This is a genomic window from Kitasatospora sp. NPDC058965, from assembly GCF_042741245.1.
Taxonomy (GTDB): Bacteria; Actinomycetota; Actinomycetes; order Streptomycetales; family Streptomycetaceae; genus Kitasatospora.
The window spans coordinates 1-13,226 of the sequence record NZ_JBHYKG010000247.1 but is presented as its reverse complement, the minus strand read 5'-3'; the positions used below and the strand labels follow the sequence as shown (position 1 = coordinate 13,226).

The following is a 13,226-nucleotide window of genomic DNA, read 5'->3' as shown; positions in this document are numbered from 1 at the left end:
GTGTGGCCCAGGCGGTGCCGGCGACCGACACGGTCCCGGCGGGCACCCGGGCGAACGGGGCCGGCACCTCGATCCGGGACGCCGTCTTCACCGCGCCGGTCCGGTCCCAGCCCCGCTCGACCCAGTACGGGTCGTAGGCGGCGAAGGTGGTGACCTCCAGGTCCACCAGCCACTTGGTGGCCGAGGTGTAGCCGTAGAACCCGGGCACCACGGAGCGGCACGGGAAGCCGTGCGCCACCGGCAGCGGTTCGCCGTTCATCGCCACCGCGAGCAGTGCCGTCCGCCCGTCCAGCACCGCGGCCAGCGGGGTGCCGATGGTCATCCCGTCCTTGGACCGGCCGACCAGCTGGTCCGCCCCCGCCCGGACGCCGGCCTGCCGCAGCAGGTCCGCCAGCGGGGCGCCGAGCCAGCGCGTGGTGGACACGTACGGGCCGCCGACCTCGTTGGAGACGCAGGAGAGGGTGTGGTCCAGCTCGGTCAGCGGTCGGCGCAGCAGCTCGTCGAAGCCGATCAGCAGCGGGTGGTCGACCAGCCCGTGCACCCGCAGCGACCAGTCGCGCGGGTCGATCCGGGGCAGCGCGAGCGCGGTGTCGACCCGGTAGAAGTCCTGGTTCGCCGTCACGAACCGGGACAGGCCCGGCACCCCCGGGGTGACGCCGGGCGGCAGCGCCGGAGCCGGCACGGCGGGCGGCGGGAGGCGGACCGCCCGGCGGGCGGCGCCGACGTCGTACCGGCGGTCGGCGAGCATCCGGCCGCCGAACGCGGCCAGGGTGCCCAGCGCCAGCGTCCCGCCGGTCGCGACCAGGACGGCGCGCCGACCGGGCCCCTCGGGGACGGCCACCCCGGTGGCCGGCGGCCGGGCCCGCCGGCGCCGGCGGCCGAGCAGCAGCAGTGCGGTGGCGCCGACCAGGCCCGCCGCCACCGACGGCAGCGCGTCCGCGGTGGTGGCGGTGGTCCGCGACAGGGCGGCCCAGACCCCGACCCCGCCGAAGAGCAGCAGCACCGCGGCGCCCGCCACCGGCCACCGGGCGGCCAGCAGCCCGGCCAGGGCCGCCAGCGCGGCCATCACGAGGTAGATCCCCAGCAGCAGCATCGGCTTGTCCTGGGTGCCGAAGTGGCGGACCGCGTACTCCTTCACCGGCGTCGGGGCCAGGTCGATCGCGGCCGAGCCGACCGCGGTGACCGGCGCCCCGGCGGGGCCGGTGAAGGCGGCCACCAGCTCGCCGGCCCCCACCGCAGCGGCGGCCGCGGCCAGCCCGGTGAGGGCGTCGCCCGCCGCCCGCAGCAGGCGCTGCGGGCGGGTCGGACCGGTTGTCCGGCCGGCAGTCACAGGTCTTCGCTCCGATCGGTGGACGGGTCGGGGGCCGCGGCCGGGATCAGGAGGTCGGCATCAGCACGGTGTCGACGATGTAGACGGTGGCGTTGGCGGTCTGCACGTTGCCGCAGAGCACCTTGGCGTTCCCGTTGACGGTGAAGTCCGTGCCGCTGCCGGTCACCGACAGGGTGCTCGACTCCAGCGTCTTGTGCTCGCCGGCCAGTGCGGTGGGCGCCAGGCGGCCGGGCACCACGTGGTAGGTGAGGATCTTGGTCAGCTTGTCCTTGTCGGCCAGGACGGCGTTCAGCTGGTCCTTCGGGATCTTGTTGAAGGCGTCGTTGCTGGGCGCGAACACGGTGATGTTCTGGGCCGAGTTCAGGGTGTCCACCAGGCCGGCCGCCTTCACGGCGGTGACCAGCGTGGACAGCATCGGGTTGTTGGACGCGGCGGTGGCCACCGGGTCCTGGGCCATGCCGGCGAAGCTGCCGGCCCCGTCCTTCGGGACGGCCGAGCAAGCGGCGCCGAACGGCTGGTCGCCCGCCGGTGTCACGGCGGCCGGCGCGCTGCTCGCGGGGGCCGGGGTGGCCGCGGTGGAGCTGGTGTGACTGCTCCCACTGCTGCCGCAGGCCGTCAGGCCGAGGGTCAGCGCACCGGCGGCGAACAGGGCGGCGAGGGAGGTGCGGCGGGTGGCGGCGGACATGGTCGACTCCTGGGGGAAGGCGTGCTGAAGGGAAGTCAAGGACGAGGACCGGGGCGGTGGTTGCACCGCCCGCGGTGATCGGCTCGCAGCAGTCATTCGGAGGCTGCGAGGGGGCGGATGGGTCGGGTCGCGGAGAATTTCCGACGCGACACGCCCCACCGGCGCGGGCCGGGAGCACCGCCCGCTCCGGCACGCTGTTCCGAAGGTCCACCAATCCGGTCGCCGGGCTGGTCCGAACCACGAGGAACAGTCATGCGGTGCCGCGAGGCACCGCCGGCCCGGAGGTCCCCATGCCAGCCACCCGCCCGTCGTCCCTCCCGCACCGGGAGGTGTCGGCGTGAGCAGCGTCGTCCACCTGCCCGGACCGCAGTTCCGCGGGCCCGACCTCAAGGAACTCGTCTCGCGGACGGCCTTCGGCGACCAGGACGCCTTCAGCCGGCTCTACGACGCCGTGGCCGGACCGGTGCTCGGCCTGGTGCGGCGGGTGCTGCGCGATCCGGCGCAGTCGGAGGAGGTGGCCCAGGAGGTGATGCTGGAGGTGTGGCGCACCGCGGCCCGCTACCGGCCGGAGCGCGGCGAGGTGATGGCCTGGGTGCTGACCATGGCGCACCGGCGGGCCGTGGACCGGGTCCGCTCGGCCCAGGCGGCCACCGACCGGGAGCGGCGGGTGGCGGCCCAGTCGCACGTCGCGCCGTTCGACGAGGTGGCCGAGCAGGTCGAGGGCAGACTGGAGCGCGAGCAGGTGCGCCGCTGCCTGCGCGGGCTGACCGAGCTGCAGCGCGAGGCAGTGCTGCTGGCCTACTTCCGCGGCTTCTCCTACCGGGAGGTCGCCGACATGCTGCAGACTCCGCTGGGTACCGTCAAGACCCGGATGCGGGACGGCCTGATCCGCCTGCGCGACTGCCTGGGGGTGGCCTCGTGACCAGCACCGCCGACCTGCACAGCCTGACCGGCGCCTACGCGGCGCACGCCCTGGACGAGCCGGAGCGCGGGCTGTTCGAGCAGCACCTGGCCCGCTGCGAGGTGTGCAGCCGGGAGGTGGCCGAGTTCGCCGAGACGCTGGCCCGGCTCGGCGCCGCCGAGGCGGTCGCGGTGCCGCCCGCGCTCAAACTGCGGGTGCTGGCCCAGCTGCCGACGGTGCGTCAGCTCGCCCCGGAGACCGGCGAGGCCGCCGACGCCGGTGCGTCCCGGCAGCGCCGCCCGCTGCTGGTGCGCCAGTGGCCCAGGTTCGCGCTCGCCGCCTGCCTGGCGCTGGCCACCGGACTCGGCGCCGTCGCGGTGGAGCAGCACGACCAGGCCCAGCAGGCCCGGGCCCGGGCCGCGCAGTTGCAGGCCCAGCAGGCGGCCTTCGGCACCCTGCTGACCGCGCCGGACGCCCGCACCAGCACCGTCGCGGCCGGTGGCGCGGTCGGCACCGTCGTCTGGTCCACGGCCCGCGACCAGGCCGGGTTCCTGGCCAACGGCCTGCCGCAGCTGCCCGCCGACCGCGCCTACCAGCTCTGGTTCGACGACGCCGGCACCATGCGTCCCGCCGGACTGCTGCCCGCCGCCAGCGGCGCCGTGCTGCTCAAGGGCCCGCTGGACGGGGCCGTGGGCGTCGGCATGACCGTCGAACCCGCGGGCGGCTCGCTGCACCCCACCTCGGCCCCGATCATGCTGCTCGCCTTCCACTGACCCCGATCGGGTGGTCCCCCCATCCGTTCCCGGACCGGCTCCGAATGGAGGGTGACGACCGCCGGTCGAGGGAGAGGAGGTGCCCCGGTGGCCCTGACCGACACCCGCGGCACCGGTACCGGTGCGCTGCCCGGGCCGTGGGGAGCCGCACTCTACGAGTGCCGGATCACCCACGTGCGGACCGAGCCGTTCCGGCGCGCCTTCCAGTACCGCGGCTACCTGTGGCTGGTCGACCTCGACCGGCCACCGGTGCTGCCCGCCCCGCTGCGCCCGCTGGCCCGGTTCTCCGACCCGCGCCCCGCGCTGGTGGAGTTCCTCGCGCAGCGGGGCGTGCACCTGGCCGGCGGGCGGGTGCTGATGCTGGCTCAGGCCCGCTCGCTCGGCCACGTCTTCAACCCGCTCACCGTGTACTGGTGCCACGACCGGGCCGGCCGCCCGCTCTGCACCGTCGCCGAGGTGCACAACACCTACGGCCAGCAGCACCGGTACCTGCTGCCGCCCGATCCGGCCGGACGGGCCGTGCTGCCCAAGGAGTTCTACGTCTCGCCGTTCTTCCCGGTCGACGGGGAGTACCGGATGGCGCTGCCGGAGCCCGCCGAGCGGCTCGCGCTGACGGTGCGGCTGGACCGGGGCGGGGGGACCGGCTTCACCGCCACGGTGCGCGGCCGCCGCCGGCCGGCCACCGTGCGCGGCCTGCTCGCGGTGTCGGTCCGCTACCCGCTCGCCACCTGGGCGGTGAGCCTGCGGATCCGGCTGCAGGGCATCCGGCTGTGGCTGCGCGGTCTGCCGGTCCAGCCGCGTCCGGAGCACGCGCCGCAGCAGGCGGACCGCTCGCCGCGGGAGCCCGCCCGGTGAACGCCGCCGCCTTCGCCGCCAACCTGGCCGCCACCCTCGGCGTCGTGCTGGCCGTGCTGCTGGCCGCCTTCGCGGTCGGGGTCCGCACCGGTCGGCACCGGGGCGTGGACGTCGCCTGGGGCCTGGCCTTCGCCGCCGTCGCGCTGACCGGCTACCCGCTCTCGGCGGGCCACGGCGACGCCGCGCGCCGCGCGCTGGCCACCGCGCTGGTCGCGGTCTGGGGGATCCGGCTCGCCGGGCACCTGTGGTCCCGGGCCCGCGGCGCGCCCGAGGACCCGCGGTACGCCCGGATGCTGGCGCGGGTGCCGCCCGAGCGGCGCACCCGGTACGCGCTGCGCACCGTCTACCTGCTGCAGGCGGCGCTGGTCTGGTTCGTCTCGCTGCCCGTGCAACTGGCCCAGTACCTGCCGCAACGGCTCGGCCCGCTCGCCGCGGTCGCGGTGGTGCTCTGGCTGGTCGGCATCGGGTTCGAGGCGGTGGGCGACTCGCAGCTGGCCCGGTTCAAGGCCGACCCCGCCAACCGCGGCCGGGTGATGGACCGGGGCCTGTGGCGCTACACCCGCCACCCCAACTACTTCGGCGACGCCTGCGTCTGGTGGGCCCTGTTCCTGCTGGTCGCCGACCAGCCGATCGGCTGGGCCGTGCTGCCCGCGCCGCTGCTGATGACCTGGCTGCTCGCCTTCGGCAGCGGCCGGCCGCTGCTGGAGCGCAAGCTCGCCGCCGACAAGCCGGAGTGGGCCGCGTACGCCGCCCGGACCAGCTCCTTCCTGCCCCGGCCGCCGCGCCGGCGACCCGTCCCGACCGACCGACCACGGAACGACCCATGAGCCTCTCCCTCGCCCTGCTGACCCAGGACCTGCGCCTGCACGACAACCCGGTGCTGCACGCCGCCGCCACCGGGGCCGACGCCGTCCTGCCGGTCTTCGTGCTCGACTCCGCCGTCGAGCGGGCCGGCTTCGCCGCGCCGAACCGGCTCGCCTTCCTCGGCGACTGCCTGGCCGACCTGGACGCCTCGCTGCGCGCCGTCGGCTCCCGGCTGGTGGTCCGCCGCGGCCCGGTGGCCGCCACGGTGGCCGACCTGGTTGCGGAGTCGGGCGCGCAGAGCGTCCACCTGGCCGCCGGGGTCAGCGGCTTCGCCCGGCGCCGGGAGGCCGCGCTGCGCGAACGGCTCGGCGAGCGGCTGCAGCTGCACCGGGCGTCGGTCACGGCGCTGCCGCCCGGGGCGGTCACCCCCGCCGGGCGGGACCACTACGCCGTCTTCACCCCGTACCTGCGCGCCTGGCTCGACCACGGCCACCGGCCGGTGCTGCCCGCACCCCGCGTCCTGCACACGCCCGAGGGGGTGCCGGGCACCGAGGTGCCCCGCGCCCGGCCGACCTCCCCGCTGCTGCCGACCGGCGGCGAGAGCACCGCCCGCAAGCTGTGGCGGGCCTGGGACGTCGACCAGTACGAGGCGGTCCACGACGACCTGGCCGGCGACGCCACCTCCCGGCTCTCGCCCTACCTGCACTTCGGCTGCGTCTCCGCCACCGAACTGGTCGACCGGGCGCTGCGGCGCGGCACGCCGGGCGCGCAGGCCTTCGTGCGGCAGCTCGCGTGGCGGGACTTCCACCACCAGGTGCTGGACGCCCGGCCGCAGGCGGCCCGGTCCGACTACCGCTCCCGCGCGGACCGCTGGCACCACGACGAGCAGGAGGCCGCCGCCTGGCGGGAGGGCCGCACCGGCTTCCCGGTGGTCGACGCCGCGATGCGCCAGCTCGCGCAGGAGGGCTGGATGCACAACCGGGCCCGGCTGATCGCCGCCTCCTTCCTCTGCAAGTCGCTCTACCAGGACTGGCGGATCGGGGCCGACCACTTCCTCTCGCTGCTGGTCGACGGGGACGTGGCCAACAACCAGCTGAACTGGCAGTGGGTGGCGGGCACCGGGACCGACACCCGCCCCAACCGGGTGCTCAACCCGCTGGTCCAGGCCGAGCGGTTCGACCCCACCGGCACCTACGTGCGCCGCTGGGTCCCCGAGCTGCGCCACGTCGCGGGCCGCGCGGTGCACCGGCCCTGGCGCCTGACCGACCCGCCGGCCGGCTACCCGGCGCCGATCATCCCGCCGGACCAGACCGCGCGCCGCCTGCGCGAGGGCCGCGAGCTGGACGGGTAGCGGCGGCCCGGCGCCGTCCGCCGGTTATCCTCCGCCCCATGAACCACACCGGTCCCGCCCGTCCCGCCGCCCCCTGGTACCGCCAGGTGGGCGCGGCGCGCTGGCGGGCGTTCGGGGCGGCCTGGCTGGGCTACGTGCTCGACGGGTTCGACTTCGTGCTGATCACCCTGGTGCTGACCGAGGTGCGGGCCGAGTTCGGGCTCGGTGCGGTGCAGGCGGCCTCGCTGGTGTCGGCGGCGTTCGTCACCCGCTGGCTGGGCGGCATGGTGCTCGGCGGACTGGGCGACCGGTACGGCCGGCGGACCGCGATGACCTGCAGCATCCTGCTGTTCTCGGCGGGCACGCTCGGGGCCGGCTTCGCCGCCGGCTACCTCTCGCTGTTCGCCGCCCGGCTGGTGGTCGGCCTCGGCATGGCCGGCGAGTACACCGCCAGCGCCACGTACGTGATGGAGAGTTGGCCGCCCCGGCTGCGCGGCCGGGCCAGCGGGCTGCTGATCTCCGGCTACTCGGTGGGCACCGTGCTGGCCGCCCAGGCCTACCTGTGGGTGGTGCCCGCGCTCGGCTGGCGGTGGATGTTCTACCTGGGGGCGCTGCCCGCCGCCGTCGCGCTGGTGATGCGCCGGCTGCTGCCGGAGGCCGCCGACTGGGAGGAGGCGGTCGCCGGGACCGCGGTGCGCCCGAGCCCGTTCCGGCCGCTGTTCGCCACGCCCCGCCGGGCCGGGGCCAACGCGGCGCTGGCGGTGGTGGCGCTGGCGAGCCTGCTGCTGCTGTTCACCGGCGCGGTGGGCGGAGCGACGGCCTGGGCGCTCGCGGCGGCCGCGGCGGCCGCGCTGGCCGCCTTCGCCGTCCAGCTCGGCGGGCGCACCGGCTGGGCCCTGCGGCTCGCCCTGATCGGCACGGTCTTCGCCGCCTTCCTGTACAGCTGGCCGATCCAGGCACTGCTGCCCACTTACCTCAAGACCGACCTGCACTACACCCCGGACCAGGTGCGCGACGTGCTGTTCTACGCCGGGTTCGGCACCGCGGCGGGCTGCGTGGCGGCCGGCTTCACCGCCGACCGGTTCGGCACCACCCGGGCCTACGCCGGCACCCTGCTGGTCTCGCTCGCGCTGGTGTACCCGGTGTTCGCCGTGCGGGACCGGCTGGTGCTGCTCGGCGTGCTGCTCTTCCTGCTGCAGGCCACCGGCTTCGGCGTCTCGGGCCTGTTGCCGCGCTACCTGGGCGGCCACTTCCCGGTCCGCAGCCGGGCGGCCGGACTCGGCTTCGTCTACAACGTCGGGGCGCTCGGCGGCGCGGTGGCGCCGGTGCTCGGGGCCCGGCTGGCCGAGGGGCGCTCGCTGGGGCCGGTGCTCGCGCTGCTGACCTCCACCCTGGGCCTGCTGGTCGCCCTGCTGGTCGGCCTCGACGTACCGGGGCGGGTGCACCGCCGGTTCGACGCCACGGCCGTGCGGGACCACCTGGCGCCCTGAGCGGTCCCGGTCGACCCGAAGAGGTCCGACGTCAGTGCTCCCCTTGCTAGGCTGGGCCGAACCCGAGGAGAGGGACACGAGGTGGGCAGTCTGTCGATGCCGGCGGCGAGCGGGGGCCGGTCGTTGCGCCGGCACGAGGTCGCCGAGCGGATCAAGCGCTACATCATCGACGAGCGGCTGCGCCCCGGCGACCCGCTGCCCACCGAGCTCGAACTGTGCGAGGCGCTCGGCGCCAGCCGCTCCAGCGTGCGCGAGGCGGTCAAGACGCTGGACGCCCTGGACATCGTCGAGGTGCGGCACGGCCACGGCACCTACGTCGGGCGGCTGAGCATGTCGGCGCTGGTGGAGGGGCTGACCTTCCGCGGGCTGCTCAGCCCGGAGGACGACTTCAAGGTGCTCGAAGAGCTCCTCGACGTGCGGGAGCTGATGGAGCGCGGCATGGGGCCGCGGATCATCGACACCCTGCACGCCGACCACCTCAGCGCCCTGGAGGCGCTGGTGGACCAGATGGAGGAGCGGCTCGGCCGGGGCGAGGACATCGTGGCCGTCGACCGCAGCTTCCACGCGCTGCTGCTCGACCCGCTCGGCAACGACCTGGTCAGCCAGTTCTCCTCGGCCTGCTGGGAGGTGTACGGCGTCGTCGCGCCGCACCTGCAGGTCTCCAGCAAGCAGGACGAGGCCGACACGGTGGCCGCCCACCGGGACATCGCCGCCGCCGTCCGGGCCGCCGACCCGGCCGCCTTCGACCGCGCGGTGCAGGCCCACTACCGCCCGGCCCGCCGCCGGATCGCCGCGGCCCGGGCCCGCGGCGCGCAGGGCTGAGGCCCGCTCAGAACACGTCCACGCCCAGGAAGGACAGGCCCGACACCGGCAGCGGCCGGAAGTTGAGCAGGTGGTGCCCGTCCCAGGCGGTGGCCAGCTTGCGGTGCACCACCGGGTAGAGCGGGACTTCGTCGGCGATCAGGTCCAGCGCCTGGTGCCACAGCTGGTGGCGGGCGGCGTTGTCCGAGGCCCGGGCGGCCCGGTCGAGCAGGCCGCGCAGCCGGGTGTCCGGATCGCTGCCCGCCCAGCGGAACCGGCGGGTCGGCCAGGCCCCGACGTAGAACCAGCGCAGCAGCAGGTCCAGGTCGGAGCCGAAGACCGACGGATCGCCGGGGGCGGCCATCACCTGGAAGTCGCCCGCGTCGACCTTGCGGTACTGGTCGGCGGACGGCCCGACGTCGACGGCGGTCCGCACGCCCACCGCCTCCCAGGCCTGCTGGAGCAGCGGCGCGACGGCGGTCACCCAGCCGGTGTCGGTGCTGGTGAGGGTCAGTGACAGGTCGGTCGCCCCGGCGGCGGCGAGCAGCGCGCGGGCCCTGGCCGGGTCGTGCGGGTAGGCGGTCGCGGCCTGGTAGTAGGCGGGGTGACTGACCGGCAGGAACCCGGTGACCGGGGAGCCGTTGCCGAACATCGCGGCGGCGATGATCCGGTCGGTGTCCAGTGCGTGGTGCAGCGCCTGGCGCACCCGCTTGTCGTCGAACGGCTTCCGCGCGCAGTTGAACATCAGGAACAGGTGGCCGAAGGACTCCACCGCCCGCAGCTCGCTGAGCTGCGCCAGATGTGCGACGGAGGGGTAGGGCACGTCGTCGACGGCGAGCACCCGCCCGGTCCGCAGCGCCTGTTGGCGGGCCTCGCCGTCCGGCAGCAGCCACCAGGTCAGGTCGGCCACCCCGGCCGGGCGCGGTCCGTTGTAGGCGTCCCAGCGGCGGAACTCCAGGCGGTCGTCGGCGGACCGGGGCAGCAGGCGGAACGGGCCCGACCCCACCGGGGCGGCGTCGAAGCCCTTCGGGTCGGCCTGCACCAGGCGGCTCGGGACGATCTTCACCACCGACAGCCGGGCGGCGAACAGGTCGTCGAACGGGTACCCGAGGCGGAACTCGACGGTGTAGGCGTCCAGCGCCCGGACCCGGTCCAGGAACGGCAGGAACTGCGCGGTCAGGGCGCCGGCGGCCGGATCCAGCACCCGGGTGAAACTGTGCACCACGTCGTCGGCGGTCACCGGGGAGCCGTCGTGGAAGGTGGCGCCGGCGCGCAGCGAGACCCGGTAGGTGAGGGCGTCCACCCGGGTCGGCATCGCCCGGGCCAGTGCGTGGTAGGGCGTGCGGTCGGCCGGGTCGAGGTCCACCAGGGCCTCGAAGACGTGCGCGTTGGCGGCGACCGGGGTGACCCCGGAGGCGTTCATCGGGTCGAAGCCGCTGGACAGGCCGTAGGACAGGCCGGCGTCGATCCGGTTGGCGCCGCTGGGCAGTGCGCTCGGCGCGGCCGGTGCGGTGCAGGCGGCGAGCGGGCCGGTGAGGGCGGCGGCCGCCGGGACGGCAGCGGCCAGGCGCAGGAAGCCGCGCCGGTCGCGGTGGGACACGCGTGCTCCTTTCCGTGGGGGTGGGCGGCGCGGCGGGACCGGGCGGGCCGGCCCCGCCGCAGGTCGGGTCAGGAATTCTGGATCCAGCCCAGGGTGAACCGGTCGAAGAAGATGCCGCCGGTGCTGCCGACCTCGTACAGGTCGCCGACGCTGCCGTCGCCGAGCACCGCCTCGGTCGAGTACCCGGCCGTGCCGGGGACCAGCAGCGCGGAGTTCGGCCAGGTCGCGCCGTCGTCGGTGCTCAGCCGCACGGTCAGGTTGGCGCGGGCACTGGTGCTGGGGTTGTTGCTGAACAGCGCGGTGGCGGTGCGCTGCGGGTCGCCGGTGGTCGGGTCGACGTCGGTGGGCTTCAGGTAGGAGACCTGGTCCGCGTTGCAGCCGGGGTCGACCAGGGCGGTGGCCGAGGCGGCGGCGAAGGTCCGGCCGCCGTCGGTGGAGTCGGCCCGCCAGCGGGCGGCGCCGGAGTTGCTGCGCATGTCCTGGCTGACGGTGCCGGTGCTGCGCTCGATCGCCTTGCTCTCGTTGACGCCGCTGCCGGCAGAGCCGCCGGTGTGCCAGCTCGTGCCGTGGTCGTCGCTGTAGATGTCGGCGGCGTGCGTGGCGCCGGCCGCGTCCCGGTAGACGATCGGCTGCACCAGGCGGCCGCTGCTCAGCTGGGTCCCGTGTCCGGAGGAGGCGAAGAGCGAGCCCCAACTGGCGTCCTTGACCTGCGGGTTCAGGTCGGTCGGGGAGCTCCAGGTGACGCCGTTGTCGTCGCTGGTGACGTACTGGACGTGCAGGCTGGCGGTGTCGGAGGCCGAGTTGGAACCGGAGGCGGGGGAGTTGAAGCCGATGCCGGCCGGGCCGTAGTTGTAGAACAGGTAGACCCGGCCGTTGAGGCCCGCCGAGCGGTCGACCACCAGGCTGGCGTCGCCGGTGCCCTCGCTGGTGGTCGGTGCGTGCACCACGATCGCGGGGGCGGACCAGGTGCGGCCGTTGTCGGTGCTGCGGCTCAGTGCCAGCTGGATGTTGTTGGGCAGGTCACCGCTGCTGCTGACCCGGGCGTCGGCGACCGCGAGCACGGCGCCGGTGTCGGTCACCGCCATGGCCGGGATGCGGACCGAGGCGACGGTGCCGTTGTAGCTGCCGCTCGCGCCGTTCAGACCCTGGATCACGGTGCTGGTGCTGAGGATCGTGGTGTTGTCCAGCTGCGGCGTGCCCGCGGCCAGGGTGCAGCCCGTGGTGCCGGACTGGGTGTTGCTGAAGCCGGTCGGCGTGGTGGTGGTGAAGGTGTACGCCGTGCCGTCGGCCCGGGTGAAGTAGAGCAGGGTGTTGCCGCCGGCGGCCACGGTGCGGGACCAACTGCCCACGCCCGGCCAGTTGACGGTGAAGGTCTGCGAGGCGGTGGTCCGGTTGTCGAGCACGAGCTGCAGCCGGCCGTGCGTGCAGTCCTCGCTGACCAGCGCGGACATGCCGGTGGAGTCGGCGTGGGCGGGCAGGGCGGTGGCCAGCGGGGCGGCGAGTGCGAGGGCGAGCGCGGCGGCCGCGGCGGGGGCGCGGAGGTGCTTGGGCACGGGTGTCTCCTGGTGCGAGGAGGTGGGGGAGGGCTGACCGGAAGTCAGCTGACGTGAGACGTCAGACATCCTGGGGTCTGGGCGCAGACTCTAGAAGGCGCGGAAAACGGCCGTCAATCCCCGCGGGGACCTTTTCTCGCGCGCCGCGGCGCCGCTCAGCCGGTCCGCGGCTGCTCGCGCTCGGTCGCGTCGAGGGCGGCCAGCGCCGCCCGCAGCATCGGCAGGTCGCCGCCGCGGGCCGGGTCGAGGCCGGTCAGCGAGGCCGCCTTGCGCAGCCGGTAGTCCACCGTGTTCGGGTGCACCCGCAGCCGGGTGGCGGCCTGGCGCCGGTCGAAGCCGGCGGTGTGGAACGCGCGCAGCGTCTCCAGCAGCTCCGGGCGCCCGGCCAGCGGTGCGAGCAGCGCGGCCAGGCCGTCCCGGGCCGGGCTCGGCCGGCTCAACTGGTACTCCAGCAGCACGTCCTCCAGCCGGTACAGGCCCGGTCCGCGGCCGGCCGCCCGGGCGACCTGGCGGACCTCGCCGGCCTGCCGGGCCGCCGGTGCGACCGCGCCCGGCGCGGCGGCGGCCACCGCCACCAGCAGCTCGGCGCCGCAGATCCGGCCCAGCTGCCCGACCAGCCGGGCGAGCCCGGCCCAGTCCGCGGGCCCGAGCTCGCCCGCCGGGGTCTCGTACGGGAGCAGGGCCAGCCCGCCGTCCTCGGAGAGCGCGGTGAGCGTCACCCCGCGGCTCTGCCGCTCGAGTTCGTGCCGCAGTCGGCGGACCTTGCGGTGTGCCGCGACCGACCGGTTGACCCCGGGCAGCAGCTCGTCCGGGTGCGGGCCGGCCGCGATGCTCAGCACCAGGTTGCAGGGCGGCAGCTGCAGGCCGGCCCGGTCGGCCGCGGCCTGCGGGCTGCCGCCCTCCAGCAGCCGGGAGAGCAGCGCCTGCCGGGCCACCTGCTCCTCGCCGAGCGCGGCCTGCCGCTCCCGGACGTAGCCGGTGGCGACCGCGCAGCTGACCAGCCGCAGGTAGCCGAGCAACTGGTGCTGGGCCCGCAGCACGTCCGGCAGGTCGCCGGGCTCGGCCGCCGCCATGATGCGGGTGGAGCACACGTAGGCGCCGAGG

Annotated in this window: 12 protein-coding genes; 7 read left to right on the top strand and 5 right to left on the bottom strand. The window is 75.6% G+C overall.

Features of this window, described 5'->3' with window-relative positions:
• Positions 1-1,330: molybdopterin-dependent oxidoreductase (locus tag ACFW1A_RS30240; RefSeq protein WP_380414301.1), on the bottom strand; the 1,330-nt coding region annotated here is incomplete at its 3' end.
• Positions 1,331-1,376: 46 nt separating this feature from the next.
• On the bottom strand, positions 1,377-2,015 hold the full coding sequence (locus ACFW1A_RS30235) for a fasciclin domain-containing protein (RefSeq protein ID WP_380414299.1): 639 nt from the start codon (positions 2,013-2,015) through the stop codon (positions 1,377-1,379).
• A 337-nt stretch (positions 2,016-2,352) separates the two neighbouring features.
• Between ACFW1A_RS30235 and ACFW1A_RS30230 the strand changes: the two genes are divergently transcribed.
• The 7 genes from ACFW1A_RS30230 (at position 2,353) to ACFW1A_RS30200 (ending at position 8,990) form a co-directional block, all read left to right on the top strand.
• Positions 2,353-2,937: a sigma-70 family RNA polymerase sigma factor gene (locus ACFW1A_RS30230; protein ID WP_380414297.1), complete on the top strand. Its 585-nt coding sequence runs from the start codon at positions 2,353-2,355 to the stop codon at positions 2,935-2,937.
• On the top strand, positions 2,934-3,689 hold the full coding sequence (locus ACFW1A_RS30225; RefSeq protein WP_380414295.1) for an anti-sigma factor domain-containing protein: 756 nt from the start codon (positions 2,934-2,936) through the stop codon (positions 3,687-3,689). The genes ACFW1A_RS30230 and ACFW1A_RS30225 overlap by 4 nt, the downstream gene beginning before the upstream one ends.
• Before the next feature lie 87 nt (positions 3,690-3,776).
• Positions 3,777-4,544, top strand: coding sequence for a DUF1365 domain-containing protein (locus ACFW1A_RS30220; protein WP_380414293.1), 768 nt, complete (start codon positions 3,777-3,779; stop codon positions 4,542-4,544).
• The gene (locus ACFW1A_RS30215) at positions 4,541-5,371 is read left to right on the top strand and encodes a DUF1295 domain-containing protein (RefSeq protein WP_380414291.1); all 831 of its coding nucleotides are present in this window, start codon (positions 4,541-4,543) and stop codon (positions 5,369-5,371) included. The genes ACFW1A_RS30220 and ACFW1A_RS30215 overlap by 4 nt, the downstream gene beginning before the upstream one ends.
• Positions 5,368-6,699 (top strand): cryptochrome/photolyase family protein, encoded by a 1,332-nt coding sequence (locus ACFW1A_RS30210; RefSeq protein ID WP_380414289.1) that lies wholly within the window; start codon positions 5,368-5,370, stop codon positions 6,697-6,699. Before ACFW1A_RS30215 ends, ACFW1A_RS30210 begins: the two co-directional genes overlap by 4 nt.
• A 38-nt stretch (positions 6,700-6,737) precedes the next feature.
• A complete protein-coding gene (locus ACFW1A_RS30205) occupies positions 6,738-8,168 on the top strand; it encodes a sialate:H+ symport family MFS transporter (RefSeq protein WP_380414287.1) in 1,431 nt (476 codons plus the stop codon).
• 96 nt (positions 8,169-8,264) lie between these two features.
• Positions 8,265-8,990, top strand: a complete 726-nt coding sequence (locus ACFW1A_RS30200; protein ID WP_380414303.1) for a FadR/GntR family transcriptional regulator — start codon at positions 8,265-8,267, stop codon at positions 8,988-8,990.
• A gap of 7 nt (positions 8,991-8,997) precedes the next feature.
• Here ACFW1A_RS30200 and ACFW1A_RS30195 read toward each other — a convergent pair whose 3' ends face one another.
• The 3 genes from ACFW1A_RS30195 to ACFW1A_RS30185 all read right to left on the bottom strand — a co-directional run.
• Complete coding sequence (locus ACFW1A_RS30195) at positions 8,998-10,569, bottom strand: ABC transporter substrate-binding protein (protein ID WP_380414286.1); 1,572 nt, start codon at positions 10,567-10,569, stop codon at positions 8,998-9,000.
• 68 nt (positions 10,570-10,637) lie between these two features.
• On the bottom strand, positions 10,638-12,122 hold the full coding sequence (locus ACFW1A_RS30190) for an exo-alpha-sialidase (RefSeq protein ID WP_380414284.1): 1,485 nt from the start codon (positions 12,120-12,122) through the stop codon (positions 10,638-10,640).
• 155 nt (positions 12,123-12,277) lie between these two features.
• Positions 12,278-13,226, bottom strand: a 949-nt coding sequence (locus tag ACFW1A_RS30185; protein WP_380414282.1) for a PucR family transcriptional regulator, incomplete at its 5' end; no start/stop codon positions are given.

Coding starts and splice junctions, on each gene's coding strand:
- ACFW1A_RS30235 (WP_380414299.1), bottom strand. CDS start 2,015: ATGTCCGCCGCCACCCGCCGCACCTCCCTCGCCGCCCTGTTCGCCGCC.
- ACFW1A_RS30210 (WP_380414289.1), top strand. CDS start 5,368: ATGAGCCTCTCCCTCGCCCTGCTGACCCAGGACCTGCGCCTGCACGAC.
- ACFW1A_RS30205 (WP_380414287.1), top strand. CDS start 6,738: ATGAACCACACCGGTCCCGCCCGTCCCGCCGCCCCCTGGTACCGCCAG.
- ACFW1A_RS30200 (WP_380414303.1), top strand. CDS start 8,265: ATGCCGGCGGCGAGCGGGGGCCGGTCGTTGCGCCGGCACGAGGTCGCC.